At 56.1% G+C, this 16,265-nt stretch carries 15 protein-coding genes, 1 tRNA gene and 1 pseudogene; 14 read left to right on the top strand and 3 right to left on the bottom strand.

The window, feature by feature from the left end:
- Positions 1 to 70: 70 nt before the first annotated feature.
- The 13 genes and pseudogenes from H585_RS0107305 (at position 71) to H585_RS20975 (ending at position 13,855) form a co-directional block, all read left to right on the top strand.
- Positions 71 to 146, top strand: a tRNA-Phe gene (locus tag H585_RS0107305).
- A gap of 688 nt (positions 147 to 834) precedes the next feature.
- Positions 835 to 1,101 (top strand): hypothetical protein, encoded by a 267-nt coding sequence (locus H585_RS20995; protein ID WP_034627354.1) that lies wholly within the window; start codon positions 835 to 837, stop codon positions 1,099 to 1,101.
- A 721-nt stretch (positions 1,102 to 1,822) separates the two neighbouring features.
- On the top strand, positions 1,823 to 3,133 hold the full coding sequence (locus tag H585_RS23360) for an AAA family ATPase (RefSeq protein ID WP_161628421.1): 1,311 nt from the start codon (positions 1,823 to 1,825) through the stop codon (positions 3,131 to 3,133).
- 547 nt (positions 3,134 to 3,680) lie between these two features.
- Complete coding sequence (locus tag H585_RS22430) at positions 3,681 to 4,322, top strand: YagK/YfjJ domain-containing protein (RefSeq protein ID WP_081678610.1); 642 nt, start codon at positions 3,681 to 3,683, stop codon at positions 4,320 to 4,322.
- A 96-nt stretch (positions 4,323 to 4,418) separates the two neighbouring features.
- Complete coding sequence (locus H585_RS0107295) at positions 4,419 to 5,060, top strand: hypothetical protein (RefSeq protein WP_027367342.1); 642 nt, start codon at positions 4,419 to 4,421, stop codon at positions 5,058 to 5,060.
- 191 nt (positions 5,061 to 5,251) lie between these two features.
- Positions 5,252 to 5,544 (top strand): annotated as a pseudogene (locus tag H585_RS23900) (hypothetical protein); the annotation flags it as partial.
- Between the two features lie 131 nt (positions 5,545 to 5,675).
- Positions 5,676 to 6,143 carry a hypothetical protein gene (locus H585_RS20985; protein WP_034627353.1) on the top strand — a complete coding sequence of 156 codons (468 nt, stop codon included), beginning with the start codon at positions 5,676 to 5,678 and terminating at the stop codon, positions 6,141 to 6,143.
- 276 nt (positions 6,144 to 6,419) lie between these two features.
- Entirely contained in the window at positions 6,420 to 7,457 is a 1,038-nt protein-coding gene (locus tag H585_RS0107280; protein ID WP_027367340.1) for a sensor histidine kinase, read from the top strand.
- Between the two features lie 2 nt (positions 7,458 to 7,459).
- Positions 7,460 to 9,469 carry a SpoIIE family protein phosphatase gene (locus tag H585_RS0107275; protein WP_027367339.1) on the top strand — a complete coding sequence of 670 codons (2,010 nt, stop codon included), beginning with the start codon at positions 7,460 to 7,462 and terminating at the stop codon, positions 9,467 to 9,469.
- Between the two features lie 83 nt (positions 9,470 to 9,552).
- Entirely contained in the window at positions 9,553 to 10,197 is a 645-nt protein-coding gene (locus H585_RS23520; protein WP_081678608.1) for a DUF4118 domain-containing protein, read from the top strand.
- A complete protein-coding gene (locus H585_RS20980; protein WP_027367337.1) occupies positions 10,181 to 11,923 on the top strand; it encodes a protein kinase domain-containing protein in 1,743 nt (580 codons plus the stop codon). The genes H585_RS23520 and H585_RS20980 overlap by 17 nt, the downstream gene beginning before the upstream one ends.
- A gap of 199 nt (positions 11,924 to 12,122) precedes the next feature.
- Entirely contained in the window at positions 12,123 to 12,971 is an 849-nt protein-coding gene (locus H585_RS0107260; RefSeq protein WP_027367336.1) for a universal stress protein, read from the top strand.
- The gene (locus H585_RS20975) at positions 12,971 to 13,855 is read left to right on the top strand and encodes a PP2C family protein-serine/threonine phosphatase (RefSeq protein ID WP_051182996.1); all 885 of its coding nucleotides are present in this window, start codon (positions 12,971 to 12,973) and stop codon (positions 13,853 to 13,855) included. Before H585_RS0107260 ends, H585_RS20975 begins: the two co-directional genes overlap by 1 nt.
- Positions 13,856 to 13,863: 8 nt before the next feature.
- Here the strand turns inward: H585_RS20975 and H585_RS23895 are convergent, their stop codons facing one another.
- Positions 13,864 to 14,217: a PepSY domain-containing protein gene (locus H585_RS23895; protein ID WP_027367335.1), complete on the bottom strand. Its 354-nt coding sequence runs from the start codon at positions 14,215 to 14,217 to the stop codon at positions 13,864 to 13,866.
- A 273-nt stretch (positions 14,218 to 14,490) separates the two neighbouring features.
- Here H585_RS23895 and H585_RS0107245 point away from each other — a divergent pair, with 273 nt between their 5' ends.
- Positions 14,491 to 15,084: a hypothetical protein gene (locus H585_RS0107245; protein ID WP_034627351.1), complete on the top strand. Its 594-nt coding sequence runs from the start codon at positions 14,491 to 14,493 to the stop codon at positions 15,082 to 15,084.
- Between the two features lie 60 nt (positions 15,085 to 15,144).
- Here the strand turns inward: H585_RS0107245 and H585_RS22050 are convergent, their stop codons facing one another.
- Both H585_RS22050 and H585_RS0107235 read right to left on the bottom strand, forming a co-directional pair.
- Positions 15,145 to 15,594 carry an EF-hand domain-containing protein gene (locus H585_RS22050; RefSeq protein WP_051182994.1) on the bottom strand — a complete coding sequence of 150 codons (450 nt, stop codon included), beginning with the start codon at positions 15,592 to 15,594 and terminating at the stop codon, positions 15,145 to 15,147.
- Between the two features lie 215 nt (positions 15,595 to 15,809).
- On the bottom strand, positions 15,810 to 16,265 hold a 456-nt coding region (locus H585_RS0107235), incomplete at its 5' end, for an efflux RND transporter permease subunit (RefSeq protein WP_027367333.1).

The raw sequence follows: 16,265 nt of genomic DNA, 5'->3' as shown, positions 1-16,265 counted from the left end.
CGATATGGCGGGAGTTAAAAAAGTTCTTGCCAACTTGTGACGGCTTAGATAGAAGCAACCCCTCGAACGTGCCGCGATAGCTCAGTTGGTAGAGCAGGGGACTGAAAATCCCCGTGTCCGCAGTTCAAATCTGTGTCGCGGCACCACTGAAATCAAAGGGCCTACGGTGAAAACCGTAGGCCCTTTCTCTTTGGGGACAAATTTTGTCCCCACCCTGTCCCCACTTTTTTGAGAATGGATCTCCCATCCGCCCCCTTTCCCTGAAAACTTCAATCGGGGCTTCCCCATAATTAGTCTGCCAGTAGGCTTAAAAACTTAAGTTAGCTCACAGGCACAGAATGATTGCCAAAGCTCATGAGGCAGGTTTGGCTACCCAGTTATGGGATTCAAATTTGTCTCTCGCTTTTGCCCGCATCTGTCCATCATTTTAGCTTCGCGAGGGTCAATTCCGAAAAGCCCCTGTCCATGATTTCCGAGGATTTGATGAGGCTATTCTGCCAAATTTTCTTTAAATTTTCACTTGACAATTTTCTCCTTTCTTGCAAATTTTCTTTATATAATTTAAATATCATATTTTATATTTCTGATTTAGTGTATCAATCTTTGCTGTTGCTCCTACCTGGTGATGATACCTCTCTGGTGATGATACCTCTCTGGTGATGATACCTCTCTGGTGATGCTTTTCTCCTTTATATTTTTTCTTTTTGAGCGCACCTTAGGGCCGTTATGCCTAGTGTAGTCATGTACACAGCGGATGGCATTCGCTCAAGGTGTCATTAATGCGCAGTCAATGCTAGACTTTCTGCACTAGCACAGCCTCAAGGACTCTTTTCCATGGAGAAACTAAGAGAGCAACTGCTGAGCATACTCCCCCCCCTTTTCTCTCGTAAGGAAGCCAGTAAATCCCTAGGCGGTCTATTAAGCGCCAAAACACTTGCCAATCTCGATTCAAAAGGGATTGGGCCAAAGGGACGTATCCAGATTGCTGGAAAAGTTGCCTATACGCGAGAGGCTTTCATCGATTGGGTTATCGCCCGTACCCAAAAATTTGAAAACTCCGGCTCGTCAGAAGCTCAGGAGAATAACCATGCGCACGCATAATGATTCCCTAAGCCCCACGGAAGGCGCTCTGTGCGCCCAGGCCAATGTGCAACACGCTACCGAAATTGGAGTTGCACTTGCCCCAGTCCAGGAGCCATCCCCTCTACTCACTTGGACAGTAAACGAGGTTTTGTGGTCAGAGCATGTCAACGCTCATGCGTTGAGCAACGCAAGCAAGTTCATCCGGGAATGTCTTCCGGGCGGCTACTGGGAAGGTAATTGGTTCTGCCAGAGGTCAATCCAAGTCCGCATCAACCTTGCCGATCCGATAGAGCCTGTTTACTGGCAGTGTGCCTATAGCCGGATTGCAGGTAATGACTTGATAAGCTTCTATGGACACCTGAATGGGCTTCCGTATCAGCAAGCCTGCACACAGCTAGCTAGAAGGCTCAAGATATCCATGCCGACTCCCAAACAGTGTGCCATCAAGCCAGGATGGAGGGAGGTCGTAGTTTGCCCCTACCCACCGTTGACCATGCCACATCATCCAATTGAGCAACTCGGGTACTGCCTAAGCGAATGGTACACTTACCACAATCTAGATGGCACAGTTCGGGGCCGACTCTGTGGGTTTTCCGCCGAAGCAGGTGACCACATTCGGCTAACGCTTTCCTTCTGCGAGTTCGCCGATTCTTCACTTGGTGAGTGGGTTTGGCTTGGCTGGGGAGGTAGTCCGCTGTGGTATGACCAACACCTGCTGCTGAGCTACCATCCCCGAGCAGTGGCGATTCTCATCCATGAGGCCGATGTCGAGTATGTGAAAGACTGGTCATCGCGCACCGGGGACAACACGGGTCCCATCCCCACAGCGTGCTCCGGAGGCTTCAGTGCCCTGCCCAAGGCCGACTGGTCGCTACTCCAAGGACGAGGTGTCCTTCTCTTTGTCGAGGACTCAAGAGCCTGCTTCGAGGCAGTAATTGAGTCCGAGGACATGGCCAGAAAGGCTGGTGTTCAGGAGGTCTATGCGGCGGCACTCACGAGCGACGACCTGGGTAAGATCTTCTCTTCCTGTGATAGTGCCCACCGCACGCAATACGCAGGAGTAGAGATCACTATCATCCCCCTGAAGGACTTTGCCTCCATCGCCCGTGAGCGGTATGGCATTGCCCCTCAGGTTCTTGAGGCGCTGCCCTCGGCCCAGACGCTCAAGGTATTTACGGCCTCCGAAATAGCCAACATGGACTACCACAAGGAGCGTGAGTACATCCTGGAGCCGATCATGCAGGTGAAGGGCCTCATCATGGTGTATGCCCCTCGTGGCCTGGGCAAATCCTGGGTCGCGCTCACGATGGCCTATGCCATCGCCACAGGGCGTGTCGCCTTCGACCGCTGGACTGCCCCAAGAGCGCGAATAGTACTCTACCTTGACGGTGAAATGTCTATGGAGATGATCCAAGAGCGACTGAACGCCATCGCGGCTGGCTTCGGCGATCAGGAGCCGTCGAGCAACCTCAAGCTCTGCTGCGCCGATGCCCAGGACGCACCCATCCGAAGCATCGCCACACCGGAAGGCCAGGAGGCAATCACGGCCCTCCTGGATGGGGTCGAGGTGCTCGTCGTTGACAACCTGGCGACTTTGGCAACAGGGGCTAGCGAGAACTCGACCGAAGGCTGGGCATCCCTACAGGCGTTCTTCCTGGGCCTCCGCCGCAAGGGGCATTCGGTGCTGATGGTCCACCATTCAGGCAAGAATGGAGACCAACGCGGATCAAGCGCGCGAGAGGACATCCTCGATACCTCCATCACCCTCACGAGACCTAAAGACTACAAGGCTCAAGAGGGTGCCCGAGCCGAGGTACATCTGACCAAAGCCAGAGGACTTGCCGGCCCCGAGGCGGAGCCCTTTGAAATCCAGCTACGCCACGAGGGCGGAGTTGCCCGCTGGGAATGCCGACAGGACGAGGACGAGCGGATCAAGGTGATTCGCCCCTTGTTGGAACAGGAGATGTCCTATCGAGATATAGAGGAGCACACTGGAATCCCAAGGACTACTGTTGGGCGGCTGGCCAAACGAATCCGAAACGACTCATAGGCTGACTCAGAACAGGTTGGTGGGCTGTTTGCCGTAAGCGCAGGCAGCTCACCAACCAAGCGCTCGCGTAAGCCCCCCTGCTGCCTGCTGGACTGTCGAGAGCTTCCCCAATCTAGCCCCGTTTACGTCCCACAAGTGTCCCAAACGGTACATTTTCGCAGTTTTTTGTCAGCATAACCCACTGAATTCATAAAGTAATACAAATAGACTCCGTCCCACTCCTATAGAGGCCGGGACACTCGGGACAGCGGAAAGGTCAAAGATGCCCTCTTGCTATCCTCGCATGGATCTCCCTGCGGAAGAGAAGAGTTGTCAGGCACCGTCATTTCTTCTGGACATAAAGGCGGCGCGCGTTCCGACTGGCGTGTATTAAAATAATTCAGACATCATAATATAGTGATTTAAATTCCGTTAATGATACATACACTGGATTAAATTTATCCTTCTTGTGCTCGTTGCTGCTAGGTCAGAGGTAATATCTAAATATATAAATAAATAGATAAAATGAATAAACATACATTAATCAAAACAACAAACGAGGTTAAATATGATTATTTCAACTAATAACTACTACGGATTTGATATCCAAGTCGATGAAGCAAAAGATCAAGGATGTTATGATGACATACTCCAAAGAATATTAGATATGCTCATTTTTTATATATCTAAACACAATAAAGTACTCTTTGTCAGATTTGATGTCCGGTTTCCATCCAAGTATTGTAATGACAGCTCGAATCAAACCTTCTCTGAATTTATTGCAGGCTTCATAAAATTCCATCAAAGGAAAGGGCTAGACCCTGTATATGTTTGGGTTAGAGAGCAGTCTCGTGAAAAGCATCAACACTACCATTGCATACTCCTGCTAAATGGAAACAAAATTCGAAGTTACTATGAAATACTACAACAAGCAGAAGCCATGTGGAACCGGAAACTTGGTGTTGAGCAGCTTGGGCTTATCAATTTCTGCAATAGATCAAGACATGGTGAACTTCAATCGAATGGTATCATGCTCAGGCGAAATGATGAAAATTTTTCAGATGTATTCAATAAATGTTTTCATTGGGCTAGTTACTTAGCAAAGACTACAACTAAAGATTATGCACCGCTCGGAATCAGAGAATTTGGTTCTTCACGCATTCCTAAAGATTGGCCAATCCATCCCAAAGTTCAGAGCATATTGCAGTAATTTTTTACTTAATAGCTATATACATATGCATACAGTTGCGAAATATTCAACCATCCAACCTAAGAAACAAAACTGACTAGAGAAAAGGAAAAAGAAATGTCTGAGAACACTAAAAAAAATGCATCCCTTCAGGCAAACCAAAGCACCCCTAAGCCCCAGGAACCAAAGATGAAGGCCTCCTCTATCACGAAGATTAAAGGCAAAGATACAGCTACTTACGAAGGCATGCTCGACTTTGGACATCAGCATGGTATCGTCAAGCTCTCAGTAGAGTTGATTCAGGCACCTTCAAAAGAAAATAACAATATCGCCATTTGCGAAGCAAATCTTTCGACTCCAGACGGAAGAGAGTTCTCTGACATAGGTGATGCAAGCCCAGCAAATACTCCAAAGGGCTGCGCGGAACATTTCATACGGATTGCTTCCACAAGGGCCAAAATGCGTGTGCTTTGTGATGCTTTTAATATAAAATCCATAATCAATTCAGATCATGGGCATGATGAATCAGTCATTGATGCGGATTTCTCAGTGGTGGAAAGGGCATCTTTACCAGAAGCTCAACCAGGTAACCATCCGAATCCGATCAGCTCCAAGCAGATATCGATGCTCAAAGGATTAGCTTCAAAGCGAACCATGAGCGATGAAGAGCTTGAAAACATTGCAAGACATAAATTCAATAAGGACATCAATTCTCTTTCAACCAAAGAAGCTCATTTGCTCATCAAGCACATTGGCTAAAATCAGGCATAGAAGAATTGCATGAGATAAATGGGTGTGCGGGAATATTCCCGCACACCCATTCTCATTTCTTCAAGTGTCTATCACATTGGGCAAAGCTATCCAGCCTTACAGGCGGATTTCAACGTGTTGAACTATACGCATTGCTTTTCCCATTAATCCCATTAATCCCATCGGAAAACACTCACACAGCGGTAACCCGTAAGCTCGGGCTCACCCGCGTCATCGACCTCTCGGCAACCCCGTTCTTCCTGAAGGGGTCGGTTACTCGGAAGGTACGTAGTTCTCACGGACCATGAGAGATTTCTCACTCATGGACGCCATCGAGTGCGGCATCATCACGCTGCCGCGCATGCCGGTTTCGGTCAACATCCCCAGCAACGAAATGCCGATGTTCCGCAACCTCTGGGAGCATATCCGCAAGAAGATGCCCAAAAAAGGCCGAGGCAAGTCCAAGACCCTCGACTCGTTGAGCCTCCCGACTTGCTGGGATGTCCTTGCCTGGTATGAATAATAGTGGCTTGGCATGCCTGCTGCTAAAATAGTGCACAGATAACTACCAAGTTGGTATAAAATAGGCCCAGGCCATTCTTGGGAAAGAAAAAGGAGGACGCCATGAGAATACGCTCCATCGCATCCATTGCGAAACGACTGTCGGACGCCTTGAAGCTTCTGCTCGCGGGCGGGGCTCTGGTCCTGGCCCTCTCTCTGCCTGCCTTGGCCATGCACGGTGGAAGCAGCGGCGGAGGCATGAGTGGCGGCAGGGGTAGCGCCCAAAACGGCGCGGGAGGTTCGGGTCAGGGGCACATGATGGATATGGAGGATATGCACCGGGGCTGGACGCGCCAATACCCGCAGGGGCCGCAGGTCCAGCCGGGTCAGGGCGAACTGAACCGCGAGCAGGCCCGCAGCATGGCCGAGGAGTATGTGCGCGGCACGAACAACCCGAACATCCGAGTCGGGAAGATCAGCGAGAAGCAGGGCTACTTCGAGGTGCCCGTCGCGACCAAGGATGGCTCACTGGTGGATACGCTACGCATCGACAAGCAGACCGGCGAGTTCAGCTCGGCTTCCGGTCAATAGCCGCGACCGGGGCGCGGGGCGGGCGGACCGGCCGCTCCGCTCTTGCAACGAGCAGGCGGAATCTGACAGAGGTACATAATCGACGCAGGCCTTGGCCCCCGGAAGTTCTTTATATTACAATTATAGGAGTATGACCGTTATAGGAGTATGACCGGCCGCCGGTGAGCGTAGCGTGGGACACGCGGGCGAAGCCCGTGCACATGCCGAATGCGGCCTTTTCGGCTGGAGTGTGCAAAGGCCCAAAATTCCGTCGGCGACAACCCGCAGGCAGCGACCATGACACGTGCAAGCGATCACGCAGCCTCGAGCCAATTCCGTAATCCGGTTTTCACGGACTCCTTTTTCGGAGCTTTGCTCGGTTTCTTTCTACTCCATCCTCTGTCCATGCTCATCGTGGGCATCCCCCACGAGGGTAACGCCTTTGAGATGGTGCACACCGGCCACGCGCTGTTCAACTCTATGGGCTTCTACTTCGCCGCCATAGGCTTCGCATCCGGCCTATCGAGCGGCATCCTGCGCCGTAAGGTCAAGATCCGAAACGCCCGCCTGCGCGAGAACGCGGCTCTGCTGGAGCAGGTTCTATCCGAACGGGAAAGCTTGCTGCGGATTCTGACGCACGACCTGACCAACGCCATCGTGTCCGCCTCGGGCTATCTGAAGATTGTAGCTCGCAAGGGCCGCACGCTGCCCAAGGAGGAAATCGTGGAGAACGTGGCCGAGGTGTACCAGACCCTGCTCCATGCTCACGAGCTCGTCGAGTTCACGCGCCAGATCATGGCCATCGAGAGCGGTAAGCTGGACATTCCGCTCTCCAGGCAGGACATCGTGCCGCTGGTCCGGGACGCCGTGCGCCTGTTTTGCGACAAGGCCAGCCAAAAAAAGGTCACACTCAGGCTCGACGTCCCGGTCGGGCCAGTCGTTGCAGCCGTCGAGCCCGTCACCTTTAAGAATTCCGTCATCGGCAACCTCGTGAGCAATGCCGTAAAGTTCTCCTTGCCTGATAGGGAGGTCGTCGTGTCGGTGCGCCGGGATACCGGACAGACCCAAGTGACTGTGGCCAATATCGGACTGCCTATTCCCGAAGAGGACCGGCCCAGGCTCTTCTCGCCTTCCGAGCGCACGACCAGGCCGGGAACCTGTGGCGAGCCCGGCACGGGCTTCGGGCTGCCCCTGGTGGACCGATTCACGCGCAAGATGAATGGCGAGGTGCGCATGGAGAGCGAGCCGACAGGTGAAGGCGACAGCGCCTACCGCACCGTCTTCGAGATCATCCTGCCGCATCCGGGGGATGAGCATGGTCCAGGAGCAATGTAGCCGTGCGTATCCTGTGGAAGACGCTCATCCTCCTTCTAGGCATCTCGCTCGTTCCCTTGCTCCTGGTCACGGGCGTATCCCACAGGGCCATGCGGGCCATGGGCACGGACTTGGCTGAACAAGGCCGGGGTTCGCTCCTGGAGCGCACGAGCACCGCCCTACAGCGCATGGTCGAGGACCACGCCCGCGTGCTGCGCCTGGAGATGGACGTCCTCGCGCTGGTCCTCCAGTCCGGTGCCAAGGACATCCGCGAGTTAGCCAGGACCGGCGAACTCGCCTGCCCGCCATCCGGCGACCGCGGAGCGGCCTGCCCTGCCCCCGAGGCCATGCGTCCGGAGCGCTTCGTCTCGATTGAGTCCGTCTTCGCCCCCATGCAGCGGAAGTACGCCAGTCTCGTCCACTGGCAGGCTGTCCTGTTCGAGGATGGCCGCTACTCGGTCTTTCCCGAGCACTTCAGGGTTGACCTAGGGCAGATGCGGAACCTGCCGTGGGTCCGGCTCGGCCTGGGTACGCGCGAGCCTAAGTGGTCCGACCCGCACCGGGATCCGCTTACCGGAAACGTGGTCTTCACGGTCACTCGCTCCCTCTACAGCCATGAAGAACAGTTCCTCGGGGTAAGTGCCGTGTCCGTGTCCGTGGACACCGTACTTAAGGAGAACATCCATACGCATATGCTCTCGCCAAACCTTGTCTTCTTCATGGCCGCACCCGAGGCGGAAGGCGGGCCGGACGACGGACTCATCAAGATCATCGCCCAGCGAAGCACCGCCGGGCACAAGGATGTTCGCTGGAGCGTGCCCGACAAGCCGCTCTGGCTCGCCTCCAAAGACGAAGCAGGCCTGGCCGCGCTGGCTTCTGATCTGCGACAGGACCGCAACGGCGTCAGGCTCATGCCCTTTGATGCGCGCCTGAGCGTATGGGTCTACGCGCGTATCCCTGAAATGCGCAGCTACTTGTTCTTCGTTATCCCCGCCAGCGATGTGACCCGCGAGGCCGAGGCGGTCGAGGCCTACGTGCGCGACCGAGTGGGCCAGCAGGAGCGCTTTTCAATGGCGGTCGTTGCAGTGGTCGGCCTGCTTGCGCTGGCCGCTGCACTTGCCGGAGCACGCACCATCACGCGCCGCATCGGCAACCTTGTCTCAGGGGTGCGCCGCGTGGCAGCAGGCGATTTCGAGGCCCGCGTGCCGGTGGAGGGCCGGGACGAGATTGGTGAACTATCGACGACCTTCAACCGCATGGTCCCGGCGCTTCAGGACAGCGTGCGCATCCGCCAGGGCCTTATGGTCGCCCAGGAGGTGCAGCAGCACCTTCTGCCAGTCAGGGCTCCGGTCATCGCGGGACTCGATGTGGCCGCGGCGAGCCTATACAGCGATGAGACCGGCGGGGACTACTACGACTTCTTCGATGTCTGCTGTCGCGACCCGAACATCCTGACCGTGGCCGTGGGCGACGTCTCGGGGCACGGCCTGCAGGCCGCGCTGCTCATGGCCACGGTGCGGGCCGCCCTACGAGGCAGGCTAACCCAGTCTGGCTCAATGGCCGAAGCCTTGCGCGATGTGAACAGGCTGGTGGCTGTCGATACACGCGAAACAGGGCAGTTCGTCACCCTCATCTATGCCCAAGTCCACTCGGCAACACGGACCATCCGCTGGATACGCGCAGGTCACGAACCAGGGTTCCTCTATGATCCTGTTCAGGATGAGTTCGTGCAGCTTCGGGGTCCGGGCGTGGCCTTGGGTCTTGATGGGGATATGGTATTCAAGGAGCAGGTGGCAACCTATCCTGAGGGAGGCATTCTCGTACTTGGCACTGACGGCATAACCGAGGCCCACAATGCCGCGGGGGAGATGTTTGGAAGGCACAGGCTGGAGAATGTGATCCGCACTAGCCTCCATTTTCCTGCCAAGCGGATGGTCGAGATTATCACGGAGGCGGTGCGGGAGTTCCAGGGCGGAATGCCCCAGGAGGATGACCTGACTCTCGTGGTTATAAAAGACGTGCGCGTCGCATAGGACTATCGAAGGAGGACGGCCGCATAGTAGATCAAGGCGAGTTTGGAGCCGCCGATACACTCGCTTTGCCGGGAGTTACCGATATGACTGGAAAAGCCTTACTAAAAACGAGCACAATAGTGGTGCTCGTGGCCATTATCAGCTCCCTCCATTTTGGAACTCCGGAAAGCCTGGAGCATCGCCACAGTCTCTTACGCGAAGCCTACTACCTGCCTCTGGCCCTGGGAGCTGTCTGGTTCGGACTCAAGGGGGCCTTGATCACCACGCTCAGCATCGCGCTGTTCTATCTGCCCTTCACCATTTCGCGCTGGGACGCCCTGTCACACGTGGATCTTGAGAGGCTTTTGGCGACCGCCCTCCTGGGTGCCGTCGGAGTCGCTATAGGGGTGCTGAGCGACCGCGTGCGCCGTCAGGAGCAGGAGCGCCGCACGCAGATCGTCGCCTTGACCGGCGCTGTGGCCCATGAGGTCAATACGCCGCTTTTCTCGGCCCTGGCCGCAGCCCAGTTGCTCAAAGAAGACCTGCCGCCGCAGTCGCCGTTGCGCGAGGATGCCGACGGCATCGAGCGAAACCTGCATTGCATCCGCGACCTCGTGCGTACCCTGACAAGAATAGAGGACGTTATCCTTCGTGAGTACGCCTCAGGGGACAAGATAGTGGATATTGAGGCTTCCTGCCGCAAACAGCCCATACACTCCGGAAGGACTCGCCATGACACTCGTTCCTGACAGGCGCAAGCACCTGCGTGAGTCGTTCACCGGAATGCAGTTGGGCATTGTGCACGGTCTCAACTTCATCTGTCGTGAGGAGTCGCCGTCGGAAGACCTGCTTTACAGCCTCGTCGACGTGCACAACACGAGCAAGAACGGAGCGCTCATCGAGCTGTGCACAAAAGTCCAGCCTGGCACGGTATTCCTCTTTGTCTTCTATGATGCATCGATTCATCGGTGGATGCCACACTTCGCACGGGTCGCCTGGTCGCAGCCTCTGGACTCTGGCCAATACCTGGTGGGCTTGATTTTCGAGCATGATTGCCGAGGACGGATTAATGTGAACCAGCGAGCCATGGAGGATTGCAATCGCTTTGGTGACCTGCTCTTTCTTTTGCGCAGCAGCCTATTGGAGGCCCTGCCGCAAAATGCCTTTCTTCGTCTTATCAACGTACTGCGCAAGCGCGTCTTCGAGCCGGGCCAGAAGATCATTGCCCAGGGCGAGCCTGGGGAGTTCCTGTTCCTCATTCAGGAGGGAACCTGCAACTTATTGGTGGAGAAGGAGGGACAAACCCTGCATATCGACCACCTTCATGAGGGCGAAGTGGTGGGCGAAGTCTCGCTCATCACCGACGAACTTCAGAGTTCTAACGTGGTTGCCGAGACCAGGGTTACGGCTTGGCAACTCAGCCGGCGCAGATTCGAGGACCTGGCCGCGAGCTATCCAGATCTGCGCGACTTTCTTACGGAAATCGTCACCCGCCGCCTGGAGTCCTGGCGGGTGACAGCCGACCGCACCATCGGCAAGTACGCCATCAAGCGCAGGATCGGCAAAGGCGGCTGGAGCATTGTCTACGAAGGCGTGCACAGTAGCCTGGACATGCCCGTGGTCATCAAGATGCTCAAGCACGACATGGCCATGAATGCACTGTTTCTCAACGTCTTTCGGCGTGAGGCCAATGTCATCGCCAAGTTCAGCCATAAGAATATTGTACGGGTATATGACATCGAGGAACGCTTCCGGACTGTGTTCATAATCATGGAGAAGCTGGACGGGTATCCCTTGGACGAATTGCTCGCCAAGACCGGCCGCCTGCCGTTCTCCAGGGCCGCCGACTTCCTCCTGCAAACGTGCGAGGGGCTTGCCTACGCCCACGAGCGAGGCGTCGTGCATCGCGACATCAAGCCGGCCAATCTCTTCATTCAGTTCGACGGTCAGCTGAAGATACTCGATTTCGGCCTGGCCTGCCCGCCGGGCACCGAGGACCTGAGCATCGCCGGAACCCCGCATTACGCCCCGCCCGAACAGATCGAAGGTAACCCGGCGGACGTCCGATCGGACATATACTCCCTGGGCATCACGGCCTACGAACTGGTCACGGGGACCAGGCCCTTCCCAGAGGACGACCTGGCCAGGCTCATGGACCTGCACACCGAGCAGGACATTCCTGATCCGGCTGAACGGATTTCAGACATTCCGCCGGCCCTGCGCGCGTTCATCCTCGGCTGCGGCAGGCGGGACCCGGCACGGCGCCTCCAGACGGCAACCGAGGCCGGCAAGGCGCTGAAATCCTTCTTCACTGGCCGGCCAAGGGATAGGAGATCAAAGGAGATGCTCAGCTTGCACCTGTTCTATGACGAGGAGCAACGCCACGCATTGAATACGCTCCTGGAGGAGTTCAGTGGCAAGGCTCGGCTGTTGGGCGTCGATTTGAAATCTGCCATGTTCAAGGACATTGGATGATGGTACCTTGGCAGGCTAGCTTGAATAGCCTACGGGGGAAACGCGTAGGACTGGGCTCGCTGGAGATGAAGTTGCTTAAAATCGCAGGATCAATTGGTCAAAGCATGCTTCGTCCGAAGTCCTCTGAGGAGAAGCAAACTGGAAACAGGGCTACATAGCTAATGCAAAACACCAGGAATCTATTTGTGCGGAGTAGAGCATGATGTCCCCCAAAGAATGGATTGTTAGCTTTGTCATGCTTGGTGTTGTCTCCATTGTCCACATGCTCATTCCCGCGCAGGCGTTATCTCTGCATACGCTGTTGCGAGTTTTGTATTTCATACCAGTTCTTTATGCATCTATCCAGGGTGGGAAAAGACCAGCGCTAATCATATCCTCCGTGGCGCTGCTCCTGTTCCTGCCTCACTTCTTCATGGCTCACGCAACGGCCGAGTTTCATGTCGGAAATGTCACAGCCATAATCCTGCTTTTTGTTGTCAGCTTCATTGTTGGCGGTTTCCGTGACACTTCCAGGCGTAGCTACCAAATCGTTCGGCATAGCCGCCTCGATCTCACGGGTATTCCGATCCGCATGCATGTTTTATTTTATGTGGATGAGTCGGATCTCAGTTTGTTGGCGGCGGACTGGTACCTCGGATTTTTCAAGGAGATAGAATTCTTCCGGGTGACTCTTTTCGCAGTGCTGCCCACAGGGCTGGAGGACGTCTACGAGACTGAACGTGAAAGTACTCAGAAGAGAGATCAGCTCTCAAGCAGCAAGACGGCATTTCTGGAACGTATCAGGCGCAAGCTGGTGGACAACGGTGTTCCTGAAGAAGACGTATGGATCAGGCTGGCCCAGCCGGAAAGGAATCAAAGAGCCTCGGATGTGGTCCTTGGGGAATTGCAGACGCTTCAATACGATTTCGCCCTACTCCCGAGGCATGAGATCACCAAGGCTCAGGAATTCTTGTTCGGGGATGTCGCGGTGCGGATCGTTCGCGAAGCGCCGGTTCCCGTGGTGGTGATCAAGGGCTTTGAACCCAAGGAAGAGCCGCAGGCATTGTAATGGTGATGGGATGGAGCTGCGCCCTGCAGGTATGCATCCGGCGCTTGTGGCAGGCCGAGCTGTTGAGCATGGACCTGGAATCCGCCGTAGCTGGGGAATCGGTAATGGTTGGAGGAAGAGAGCGTACCGGCGTGCTCGTCCAGGCTCACGGGCAGACACATGTGGGCCTGGTCCGGCGGGAGAACCAGGACCGCTTCGCCATTCTGCGGCTTGCCCCGCACATGGTTCTCCTGGCCATCGCCGACGGCATGGGAGGCGAAGCGGGCGGAGGGGTGGCTGCGGACATGCTCATGGAGAGCGTCACGTCCGAGGCCGCAGGCGTTTCGCTCACGCCAGGGGGCTTGGCCGATCTGCTCATACGGGCCGGAGAGCGCATCCGGGCTCGCGCTGAGAAAGAGTCTGGGCTTCGGCATATGGGCACCACGGGTGTGCTCGTTGGTATTTCCGGAAAATGCGTAGCCTGGGCGCACGTAGGCGACAGCAGGCTCTACCTCCTGCGTAGCGGCAAACTCACGCAGGTCACGCGCGACCACTCCTTCCTGCAGGACCTCCTGGAATCCGGAGAAGTCCGCGTGCAAGAGGTGCGCTTGCACCCTTTCAGGCACATGCTGGACCAGTGCGTGGGCTGCCCGACCTGCCTGCCGCAAAGCGGCAGCTTCAAGCCTCATGCTGGAGACCGGCTCCTGCTGTGCACCGACGGCGTGCATGACGAACTGGACGATGCGCTTCTGGCCGAAGCCATGGCCGAAGAAGCGCCCGAGAAAGCGACGCGCAGGCTCATCGCCTCGGCGCTGGAGCACGGCGGGCGCGATAACGCGACGGTCGTGGTCGCTAAGGTGGAAGAGACTCAAGACGAGCCCATACCCCCTCTGTTTGTACTGTAAGGCGCAGATTATGAAGCGTGCCGGTGGCGCTGCCCAAAGTACAGCATCACGCCCATGCCGCCCTGAGCCAAGGTGGCTATCCCCAAGACAAGCCGATAGACGTCTCCAGCAGGTCCTCCGCCATGGTGTATCGCGGCGAGGCTGTTCTCGAAACGTAAGTCGCTTGAGACCGAAGCTGCGCTTGCGCTTTTGTATGCCGCGGATAGGGGGCGAGAGCTGCCACTATCTTGGGCATGAGCATGCTCGCCCTGCATCATGTGGCTGGCGCTCAGGATAAGTCCGGTCAAGGCCTGCAGAGCGAGGAAGAAGACCAGCAGGATGCCTAATTTCCTATGCCATTTGCGCAGGGACGCTCCATGCATTTGATCCTCCACTCCTGAAGGTACCTCATGCCTCCTGGTCGGACAAGAAAAGCGGGCAGGATTTGGAAATCTCCTGGAATAAAATATGGTCTTGCATGGATCAATGTGGTCCATTGGCCGGTAGAGGGGGGGGCCCCGGCCCGAGAAGGAGCGAAGGGAAGCCGACAGCTGCCGTGATGCTCTCCATATCGGGTGCTCTCGAAAAGCCGAGCGAATCACTTCGGCAGGTCATCAGGCTCTCTCGGAGGACCAACCATGTGGAAACGTCATCGAATGAAGATCCTCTTCGTCTTTGCGGGAGCCGTGGCAGGCTATCTTGTGCTGCATCCGTACGTCATGCTTGTCGATTCGCTCATGCAGGCCAGGCAGGAGGCCGGTTCTTCAGTCTGCCTGGACGGACCGGAACCCCGTGTGCATCCAGCCTTTCATCCCTCCATGTTGCCCATGGCGATTCCGTTCGTCTTCTTCGGTAGCCTCATCGGCATCATGACTGGCGCCGCCATTGACAGGAGTAGACGCCTGCACGCGCTTGAACTGGAGCGAGAGAAGAGCGAAACAGCCTTGGAGACGGTGAAAAGCTTGGTGGAGACGCTCTCGCACCACCTCTTGAACGCGAACATGATCATCGGTGGCAAGCTGAGGCATTGCAGGAGATCGACTACAGACAGCGACCTTCTAGCCTCGCTCGATATCATCGAAGAACAGGGCAGAAAAATTGATGCTGTCATAGGCGCGTTGAGGAAGGCTTCGGAAATCAGACTGGTCAAGGATCTCGGTGGCCGGATCACGGTGTTGGACATATCCGAGGAAATTGAAGCGCTGCTCGGCGTAAAGGCGCACGGAGAGGAAAAGGACGAGGATATATGAAGCGAACAGCAATGGAGCGGGGCGGGCCACTCCCGCCCCGCCGTCCAGGAAAGAGGACGCCTAGAAAGTCTTGCCGGCCTTTGCCTCGTGGGCGTCGGACCATTCCTGAGCATCGACGCGGCCGTCGTGGTTCTGATCCATGGCCTCGAAGCCATTCTTGCCGACCCGGCTGCCGTGGAATTCGTTTCGGTCCAGGGCTCCATCGCGGTTCCGGTCGGCCTGGTGGAAGTTGGCCCGTTGCCCTTGGCCATCGCCTCTGTTTCCGCTCATGGCATTGTCCATGTGGCCGGACATCCTGCCGGCACCGGTCACGGACATGTCGCCGCCCTGCTTGCCGCTCCCGTGACCACCTCCCATGCCCCCGGAGTTGCCATCATGGCTGCTCATGCCGCCACTGCTGTTGCCGTCTCCGTGACCTCCCCCACCATGTCCGCCGCCCATGCCCGCGAATGCGGTTCCTGCGAGGGCCAAGGATGCTAATATGGCGATGGTTACCATGCTCTTCTTCATACGATTTCCTCCTGTTATGGCCTGAATTGAGTTGAGCAAAGCACGGCCTGTGCCGAGACATGTATGCTGAAAAATATAAGCTATTTATGCTAGGACGCACTGAGCTTTCACTGGCAAGCGTATAGAAAATGCTTAGCTTGAGTGAACAAAGAGGGTGTTTTGTGTTTAAATGATAGACATCAATAAGGATAGATTCCTAATAAGGTCGCAAGGCTTTAGCCTTTTCCGCTCATCCGCTTGAGTTCACGCTCCTTCCATATGCTGTAAAGCACCGGCACCAAGACGAGGGTCAGCAGCACCGCCGAGGCCAGTCCGCCCACCATCGGGGCTGCTATGCGCTTCATGACGTCTGCCCCTGTGCCGGTGCTGACCATGACGGGCATAAGGCCGAAGATGTTGGCCAGGGCCGTCATGAGCATGGGGCGAACCCGCAGCACCGAGCCTTCCATGATGGCCTCGCGCAGGTCGCTCTTGTCCTTCATCCGGCCTGCCTCGACCCGCCGCTTCCATGCCTCGTCGAGGTAGGAGAGCATGATGGCCACCGTCTCGGCCGACACGCCCGCTAAGGCGATGAGCCCCACCCACACGGCAATCGACATGTTGTAGCCCAGGCCGATGTCCGGCGAGAGGAGGAATATGGCCCCGGTCAGGGCAAAGGGCACCGAGAGCAT

The organism is Desulfocurvibacter africanus subsp. africanus DSM 2603, assembly GCF_000422545.1.
Lineage (GTDB): Bacteria > Desulfobacterota > Desulfovibrionia > Desulfovibrionales > Desulfovibrionaceae > Desulfocurvibacter > Desulfocurvibacter africanus.
Note: the sequence above shows the minus strand (reverse complement) of the source record. Positions and strands in the feature narration are given on the sequence as shown.

Excerpts from the sequence above, each read along its gene's own strand:
- H585_RS20995 (WP_034627354.1), top strand. The coding sequence starts at position 835 with ATGGAGAAACTAAGAGAGCAACTGCTGAGCATACTCCCCCCCCTTTTC.
- H585_RS22430 (WP_081678610.1), top strand. The coding sequence starts at position 3,681 with ATGATTATTTCAACTAATAACTACTACGGATTTGATATCCAAGTCGAT.
- H585_RS0107295 (WP_027367342.1), top strand. The coding sequence starts at position 4,419 with ATGTCTGAGAACACTAAAAAAAATGCATCCCTTCAGGCAAACCAAAGC.
- H585_RS20985 (WP_034627353.1), top strand. The coding sequence starts at position 5,676 with ATGAGAATACGCTCCATCGCATCCATTGCGAAACGACTGTCGGACGCC.
- H585_RS0107280 (WP_027367340.1), top strand. The coding sequence starts at position 6,420 with ATGACACGTGCAAGCGATCACGCAGCCTCGAGCCAATTCCGTAATCCG.
- H585_RS23520 (WP_081678608.1), top strand. The coding sequence starts at position 9,553 with ATGACTGGAAAAGCCTTACTAAAAACGAGCACAATAGTGGTGCTCGTG.
- H585_RS20980 (WP_027367337.1), top strand. The coding sequence starts at position 10,181 with ATGACACTCGTTCCTGACAGGCGCAAGCACCTGCGTGAGTCGTTCACC.
- H585_RS0107260 (WP_027367336.1), top strand. The coding sequence starts at position 12,123 with ATGATGTCCCCCAAAGAATGGATTGTTAGCTTTGTCATGCTTGGTGTT.
- H585_RS20975 (WP_051182996.1), top strand. The coding sequence starts at position 12,971 with ATGGTGATGGGATGGAGCTGCGCCCTGCAGGTATGCATCCGGCGCTTG.
- H585_RS23895 (WP_027367335.1), bottom strand. The coding sequence starts at position 14,217 with ATGCATGGAGCGTCCCTGCGCAAATGGCATAGGAAATTAGGCATCCTG.
- H585_RS0107245 (WP_034627351.1), top strand. The coding sequence starts at position 14,491 with ATGAAGATCCTCTTCGTCTTTGCGGGAGCCGTGGCAGGCTATCTTGTG.
- H585_RS22050 (WP_051182994.1), bottom strand. The coding sequence starts at position 15,594 with ATGAAGAAGAGCATGGTAACCATCGCCATATTAGCATCCTTGGCCCTC.